Consider the following 7,791-nt stretch of genomic DNA (forward strand, 5'->3'; position numbering starts at 1 on the left):
TGATAAGGCCCTGGCATGGTCCATTGCAAACCGCTTTTCGTTGTCGCGTCAGTTCGCAATCGTGGCCGTGGCTGTGTTCGTGGTTGGCCTCGTCAGAGGTCTTTTCATCACGGAGCTTGTGCCGTGGCTTTTCTTCATACCCGTGATCATCGCAAGCGCTCTGTTGTTGAGCCGCGACGCCGGGATTTTCGCAAGCGTGCTTGCGACGATTGTCGCGGGCTTCACGATTGGAAACTCCGACCACGCGTTCTGGATGACCGGCCCGCAATGGGCGGGCAGCATTCTGTTCCTTCTTGTGGTGCTGGGACTTGCCGTTCTGGTGGGAGAGCTGCGCTACACGTTCACGCGCAACCGGGGTCTAACGGAAACGAATGCCGAGACCAATATTTTGCTCGGGGAGCGAGAGGCCTTTTTGGCTAGTGTGCTCGCGAGCTCGACTGACTGTATCAAGGTGCTTGATCTGGATGGACGGCTGACCTTCATGTCCGAGGGTGGACAAAAGGTTATGGAAGTGAGCGATTTCAATGCAATCTCCGGATGTCCGTGGCCTATTTTCTGGAATGGTGCGGGCAACGTCCAGGCTGAAGCGGCAGTCAAGGCCGCCAGGGAAGGAAGGTCCAGCAGCTTCATTGCCAGGGCAAGTACTATGGGAGGGACCGAGAAGTGGTGGGATGTGGCGGTTAGCCCGATCCTAGGTGCTGACAGCCAGCCGAAGCAAATTCTTTCGGTCTCCCGCGATATTACAGCGTCACGCTACAACGAAGAGCAACATCGCCAGCTTAGCCGGATTGTCGAAACAACGACGGATTTCGTTGGCATGGCCGATCTGGACGGTGTCGTATACTTCCTCAACGACGCCGCCCTCAACATGGTCGGACTGTCGAGGGAGCGGTTGGGCGGGGTGCATGTCACGGATTTCTTCCCGCCGGACGATGCCTCGCAGGTGGAAAAGGAAGTCCTTCCCGCCGTTGCGGAGAAGGGGCACTGGATCGGTGAGCTGTCGTTTCGGCACTTCGTGACGGGTCAGCTCATACCGGTTCTGTACAACGTATTCCCAGTGACCGATACCGATGGCAAGCTCGTCGGCTATGGCACGGTCACCCGCGACTTCACAGAACGAAAAAACGCCGAGGCGCGACAGCGTCTGCTGAATGACGAACTGAGCCACAGGCTCAAGAACGTCTTGTCGGTAGTCCAGTCTGTCGCATCACAAACCCTCAGGCAATCGCAAGACCTTGCTTCTGCAAACACCGCGTTGATGTCGCGGCTCGTCGCGCTTGGAGAGGCTGCAAGTGTTCTGACGGCAAACGAGTGGTCGTCGGCCGGAATCCGCCAGCTTGTCCGCACCGTGCTTGGACATCACGCCGATATTGGCGACCGCATCATCATTGACGGACCCGAGCTTGTCTTGCATCCGCAGGCCGCAATGGCATTTGCACTCGCGCTCCATGAACTTGCCACGAACGCGGCGAAGTATGGCGCTTTGTCGAACGAGACCGGAAAAGTACGCTTGACCTGGTCTGCTGGCGAGGCTGATGACGGAAATGGACCGAGACTGAAGCTGTTGTGGGAAGAGGTTGGTGGGCCGCCGGTTCAGCCACCCTCTCGCCGAGGCTTCGGTTCAACGATGATCGAAAGATCGCTGAGAGCCTATTTTAAAGGCGAAGCAAAGCTCGAGTACCGGGCTGAAGGTCTCCGTTTTGAAATTGATTGTCCGCTTGAGGCGGCTGGAAGTCTGGAAAGCTGAATATGGGGCAGAGTAAACCGTTCAACACCCATTCGATCCTCATCGTCGACGACGAGGCGATCCTGCGGTTCGACCTTGCGGACTTTTTCATGGACGCTGGTTACCATGTCTACGATGCTGCTGACGCGGACGAGGCCATCGCCATTCTTGAGGCACACGATTCGATCCGTATTGTTCTAACAGATGTCCAGATGCCTGGTTCAATGGACGGGCTGAAACTGGCACACTATATCCGCGACCGTTACCCGCCGACCGTACTTCTGGTCACGTCCGGTATGCGAAAAATCGAACTGGACGAAATGCCGGAAAACAGCCTGTTCATCACGAAGCCGTTCGATCCAAATCGCTTGCTCAAGCACATCGAGGAGATCGCCAGAACGTAATGACCAAACGGTCTCTCTTTGCCCAATTAATGGCGGTTGAGTACGGAAGGATCCGCATTTGTTACAGTCTGGCGCGGGAAGGGCCACTAAAACCTCGATTAGCGCTCAGCATTTGAGACGAGACAGAGGCGGGCCTGTCGATCTGGAGAACGTTTCGAATGGCTTTTGCCGCGTGTGCAGCCGACCGGGTGCCTCAGATCTCGGTCAGCACTTTTCTGATCTTGTGCATCTCGATAGGCTTGTCGCATACAGGGATGCCATTGAACCTCGCAGGAATGGTCGAAGCCTCATAGCCAGTGGCGAATACGAACGGAACGTTCCGCTCAATGAGCGCGGCAGCGATCGGGAACACGTCATCGCCGCCCAGGTTGACATCAAGGATCGCGCTGTCAATCTGCACCTTGCTCTCGAGGAGTTCGAACGCTGTATCGAGACGACCAGCGGCACCAACGACCACGGCACCTTCTTGCTCGAGCTCGTTTCGCAGGTCGTTTGCGATCATGTACTCGTCTTCCACGACGAGTATGCGACGTCCATGAAGACTGTGCTCAGGCATCCATCATCTCCGCAATGGTCGCCGAAACCGGAACCGAGATCGTGCAATACACGCCGTCCGTTTCGAACTTGTAGGAAGTCTTCGCCCCCAGCTGATAGGGCAGTGCTTTCTCGATCAGTTCGCGTCCCTGGCCCGTGCCTTGTGGGGCGGCGTCAATTGGGGGCATGATCAATCCGGTCTCCCGCCATTCGATGTGAAGCCACGGCTTGCCGGCATCCCCGACACGCTCGAAGGACCACCGAACAAGTAACCGCCCGTTTGGTTGCATCAATGCGCCGTATTTCGAGGCGTTCGTTGCCAGCTCGTGGACGGCCATAGCCAATGTCTGAACAGTGGAGGACCGCAGACGAACACCCCTTGGCCCTTCAAGCGTAACACGCTCCGGCCCAGCACCCATCGCCGAAAATTCCGTGCGGATCAGTTCATCGAACGTCACCCGGTTGTGTTCGTTCAGACGTGACAAAAGACCCTGGACCCTTGCGAGTGCTGCCAGGCGATCTCGGTACCGCTCCCGGAAATCAGGAAAGTCCAGGCTCGTTCGCGCGGTCGAGTCAGCCATAGACCGGACCACGCCCATCAGATTGCGGGTCCTATGCTGCAGCTCGGCGACAAGCACCTTTTGCCGCTCCTCCCATTCCCGTCGCTCCGTGGTGTCAAGCATGGCTCCGATCATCCGCACCGGACTTCCGGCAACATCATAAAAGAAGCGGCCGTGTGCGGAGAGCCAATGAACCGAGCCGTCGGGGTGGAGTGTCCGGAATTCGTGGACGTACTCGCTGCGTGTGTCTCGGGCTTGAGCGATCGCGGCTTCCGTCTGGGCGCGATCGTCGGGGTGTATGCGCGCGACCCACGCTTCATAGCTGGGCCTGACTTCGCCGACTTGGTATCCCTCCATGCGAAAGTGCTCGTCCGACCAGGCGACGTCTCCTGTCTGCACATTCCAGTCCCAGAGCGCGAAGTTTGCGATTTCTGCGGCATTTCGCAATCTCTCCTCGCTTGTCGCCAGGAGTTCTTCAGCCGCCTTCATGGATGTAATGTCCTGGCCTATGCCTCCGATGCTGGCGATTTGGCCATTCTCGCCTCGTATCGGGAAGTCGGTGTCACGGACCCATCGGATTTCTCCGTCAGCGGGACGGCGGATGCGATACTCGAATGTCACAGGGTCGCCGCCACAGACCTGATCAATCATGGATCGAGCATGCTCCCGATCCTCGGGGACAACCAGTTTTAGCCAGTTGCGGAAGGTATCGCCCTGAAGCGCCTCCTCGCGGCTGAGCCCATAGATTTCCTCGAAAGCCGGTGTGAGATACGTCCAGGCCAACGTCTCGGCATCTCGTATCCAAAGTATGTCCTGCGAGGCCTCGCCGAACTGGCGAAGCCGCTCTTCGCTTTCACGCAAGGCTTCCTGGGCCGCGCGGCGAGCCGTGACGTCTTGCCCGATCTTCAGAAATCCGCGCTCGTCGTCGCCTTCTGAAAGTGGGACAACCTGGCCTTCTATGAACACGCGCCGGCCATCTTTGTGCAAATGCCATCTGATGTCGGCCGCGACACCGTCTCGCAAGGCAGTGTCGGCCTCGGCCTGTGGAGCCTGCTGCTCGCGATCCTCTTGGGTGAACAGGATGTCTCCCGAGCGGCCCTCGATCTCTTCCTTCGTCCAACCGAATACCGCCTGCGCGCCCGGCAGCCACTGCGTGATCTGACGATCGCAATCCATGGTGAATATGGCGTAGTCGCGTGCGCTCTCGACGATCAGGCGCAAGCGCTCCGTGCTCTCGCGCAGGGCTGCCTCGTCGCGTCTGCGTTTGGAAATATCGTTGAAGATGATCGCCACAAGGCGTTGCTCGGGACTGCCTACGCGAAATGCGTTCAGATCGTAATAGCGGTCTCCCAACTGCTTGGCAGGGGCTTTGATCCGCACGGCTTGGCCGGTCCGGGTGACTTCGCCATACGTTTTGAACCAGTACTCCTCATGCTCGGGTGCAATGTCGCGCATTCTCCGACCTACGGGGCCAGAAATGCCGGTGTGGCGCTCGAATGCAGGATTGACTTCGACAAAAAGATAGTCGACGGCCTTACCGCTATCATCGAAGATGACCTCGATGATGCAGAAGCCTTCATCTATCCGCTCGAATAGTTCGCGATACCGCTCTTCGCTTGCCCGCAGGGCGGCTTCGGTGCGGGCTCGCTTCAGTTCAGCCCAAAGACGCTCGGAGACCTCCTGGACGAGTGAAACTTCGTTATCGGTCCAGCGACGAGGCTCATGCTGGTGCACGCTCACGTTCATCGCCAGCGTGCCATTGACGATCAGGGGAGGGCTGAGCAGCGCCTTGACGCCGAGTTCAGCGACAGCCGCGAGATCGGGTCTCTCGAAGGGAGGGCCTGTATTGTCGATGCGCACTGTTCGGCCGGCCCGCAGGTCGTCCAGAATATGTCCCTCGAAATCGTCTAGGCGTAAGACCGCTGGAAAGGGCGTGGCACCATCAGCAAACCACCCGTGGAAGATATCGGCCAAGCGGTTCTTGTGGTCATACTCCGCGAACATGATCCGCGAGGCGTTCAGGCGCTCGCCCAGCATGCGGGCTGCGACCTCCATGACCGCGGTTGCATCGGGTTGAGCCCGCATGGCGTCACCCAGTGCAAGCAAGAATGACTGACGCTCCTCGCTCGCATGGAGTGCCTTCTGCGCCTCACGCAAATCATCTGCTTCGCCTTCCGCCTCCACCTGACGGGTGATGTCGGCCCATGAGAGGAAATGGTGGATCGTATCGCCTGCACCGTCCTTGAAGGCGCTGAGGAGAACAGTCGCCACGAAGCGGCGGCCGTCCTTTGCATATTGAACGGTCTCGACCACGCCGTCCTGATCATTCTTCAAAATGGTCCGGAATCGCTCGGCGTCGTCCGGGTCCGTGCCCGTTCCGTTCATGAAGTAAGGCTGCTGCCCAAGCACCTCATCCATGCGGTAGCCGCTGAGATCAAGAAATGACTGATTCACAAAAACGATAGGATTGCCGGGCAATGTCGGATCGGTCAGCACCATGGCCATGCGTGTGGCGCGGACTGCCTCAACGAACACGCCGCCGCGCTGCCGCAGCTCGTCGATCCTCGCCTCCACCCGGTCGCGAGCCTCCGTGCCTGGCTTATCCTGTTCGAACGCGTTGTCCGATCGCGGGTGATCGCTCATCGGCAGCTCTCCTCTTCGTTATGGCTGCCTAACTGCCGACGGCGTCGGCGGTTCAAAATCACGATTATCGGGAGTTGAGGCTATAGAATTGGCGCTGCCATGCATACCATGTTTCGGATGGGGAAGATTTTTTGCGGCCACGGCGCGTGAGCCAGGTTTATTGCGATTGGTTCGACCGGCAGCCTTGAGCCAAGGGCTCCAAGGCAGCCGCACTTTAAGATCGCCAGGCCAATGCCGAACCCTCTTAAGTTAGAGTTCTTTCTTGAGAAACATGCAAAGTCCTCTCCATCGAGAAATTCCATGCCTATTAATAGAATGACAAATTCAGACGAGCGCGGTTCCGACTTTTCCGCCTTCGATGGCTTTCGTCCAATTTGGCTCCGGCAAATGAGGCAAATTTTTTCCGATAATGGAACTACGTGATCTTGGGTTTGTTCGCGGCTGTCCATTGGAGGTTACGGACATGACCCAGCAAGAATTACGCGACGCGTGTTTCGCATACGAGAACGAGCATGGCATGGAAGCTTTCTGCGATGCGATGGCTGACATTATGGCCGAGAGAATGACGCTCAAGGGTTCTATGTTTCAAGATGACGTTGACCCACTCGATGTGGCTGAACGAATACCTCCCGTGCCAAACTATGGTTGACTGTGGCCTAGCCCTTCGAGCAGTAGGATGCGCAGCAGCACAGCTTACCTGAGTTGGTATCACGATTTGTTAATGGTCTGGACTCCTCAATCCTGAGGCGTACTATTCAGCCATTACCACCAAATGGTCCGTAGGCGGTGGTGACTAAGGGTCAAGACGTGCTCTTGTGTAGATTCCGATGATTCACCGGACGGCATTCCGATCAAAAAACGGACGCGATTCCGAGAATTAACCGGACGCGATTCCGATTTGATACCGGACAGTTTTTCAACGTAAGCAGTGCCCCTGGGTCAGCAACCTTGGCATGCATTTCCTTTCGAACGTTAGGAGATGGCATGTCGAAGAGACGAAGGCTGACCATGAGACAACTACGACATTTGCTTCGACTGCGATCAGACGGCGTGAGCGTTCGCGATATTGCCGATCTGCTCGGGATTGCCCGCAGCACGGTGCAAGACGGGATCGGGCGAGCTGCGACTGCAGGGCTGTCCTGGCCTTTGCCCGCCGATCTGACTGACGACGTCCTGGAAGGCAAACTTTTTGCCCGGCAAGGCACCAAACAAGGGTTACGGCGACTACCAGAGCCGGATTGGAGCGTCGTTGCGGTCGAGCTGAAGAAGCCCGGCGTGACGCTGACGATCCTGTGGGAGGAATATCGGGCCGTCCATCCTGATGGCTACGGCTTCAGTCGGTTCTGCGACCTGTTCCGCGGCTTTGAGCGGCGTCTGACGCCCACGATGCGGCAGGTCCACATTGCTGGCGACAAGGTGTTCGTCGATTATTCCGGCAAGAAGCTGCCTATCGTCGATCGCAAGACCGGCGAGATCCGCGAGGCGGAGATCTTTGTCGGCGTGCTCGGCGCATCAAGCTATGCCTTTGCAGAAGCCACCTGGACCCAGACCCTGCCGGACTGGATCGGCTCGCACGTGCGCATGTTCGCCTTCTTCGGCGGCGTGCCCCGCCTGATCGTACCGGATAATCTGAAGTCCGGCGTCAACAAGGCGAGCTTCTACGACCCGGAGATCAATCGCAGCTACGGCACCATGGCCGCCTACTACGGCATCGGTGTCCTCCCCGCGCGACCGAAGCGGCCGAAAGACAAGCCAAAAGTCGAGGCCGGCGTACGTTTCGCCCAGAGCTGCATTCTCGGCCGGATGCGCAATCAGACCTTCTTCTCGCTGGAGGAAGCCAATGCCGCCATCCGCGGAGCCGTCGAGCGGATCAACACGCACGTCATGAAGCGGTTGGGCCAAACCCGCCAGGAGATATTCGAGA

6 protein-coding genes are annotated in these 7,791 nt (G+C 57.9%); 4 read left to right on the forward strand and 2 right to left on the reverse strand.

Annotated elements, in window-relative coordinates; translation table 11 throughout:
- Positions 1-40 precede the first annotated feature (40 nt).
- On the forward strand, positions 41-1,747 hold the full coding sequence (locus JNB91_RS28450) for a PAS domain-containing protein (RefSeq protein ID WP_220328818.1): 1,707 nt from the start codon (positions 41-43) through the stop codon (positions 1,745-1,747).
- A gap of 2 nt (positions 1,748-1,749) precedes the next feature.
- A complete protein-coding gene (locus JNB91_RS28455) occupies positions 1,750-2,130 on the forward strand; it encodes a response regulator (RefSeq protein WP_222857657.1) in 381 nt (126 codons plus the stop codon).
- Between the two features lie 193 nt (positions 2,131-2,323).
- Here the strand turns inward: JNB91_RS28455 and JNB91_RS28460 are convergent, their stop codons facing one another.
- Positions 2,324-2,686: a response regulator gene (locus JNB91_RS28460; protein WP_220328819.1), complete on the reverse strand. Its 363-nt coding sequence runs from the start codon at positions 2,684-2,686 to the stop codon at positions 2,324-2,326.
- Positions 2,679-5,867, reverse strand: a complete 3,189-nt coding sequence (locus JNB91_RS28465; protein ID WP_220328820.1) for a PAS domain S-box protein — start codon at positions 5,865-5,867, stop codon at positions 2,679-2,681. The genes JNB91_RS28460 and JNB91_RS28465 overlap by 8 nt, the downstream gene beginning before the upstream one ends.
- Before the next feature lie 463 nt (positions 5,868-6,330).
- On the opposite strand from JNB91_RS28465, the gene JNB91_RS28470 reads away from it, so the two are divergent.
- Together JNB91_RS28470 and istA are read left to right on the forward strand one after the other, a co-directional pair.
- On the forward strand, positions 6,331-6,516 hold the full coding sequence (locus tag JNB91_RS28470) for a hypothetical protein (protein ID WP_220328821.1): 186 nt from the start codon (positions 6,331-6,333) through the stop codon (positions 6,514-6,516).
- 401 nt (positions 6,517-6,917) lie between these two features.
- Positions 6,918-7,791 (forward strand): IS21 family transposase (gene istA, locus JNB91_RS28475; RefSeq protein WP_346269418.1); only part of this gene is annotated, 874 nt, incomplete at its 3' end.

The sequence above is a fragment of the Aliirhizobium wenxiniae genome, from assembly GCF_019511445.1.
Classification (GTDB): Bacteria; Pseudomonadota; Alphaproteobacteria; order Rhizobiales; family Rhizobiaceae; genus Neorhizobium; species Neorhizobium wenxiniae_A.

Bases quoted from the DNA above. Each gene is read 5' to 3' on its own strand.
- JNB91_RS28455 (WP_222857657.1), top strand. From the start codon at position 1,750: ATGGGGCAGAGTAAACCGTTCAACACCCATTCGATCCTCATCGTCGAC.
- JNB91_RS28460 (WP_220328819.1), bottom strand. From the start codon at position 2,686: ATGCCTGAGCACAGTCTTCATGGACGTCGCATACTCGTCGTGGAAGAC.
- JNB91_RS28465 (WP_220328820.1), bottom strand. From the start codon at position 5,867: ATGAGCGATCACCCGCGATCGGACAACGCGTTCGAACAGGATAAGCCA.
- JNB91_RS28470 (WP_220328821.1), top strand. From the start codon at position 6,331: ATGACCCAGCAAGAATTACGCGACGCGTGTTTCGCATACGAGAACGAG.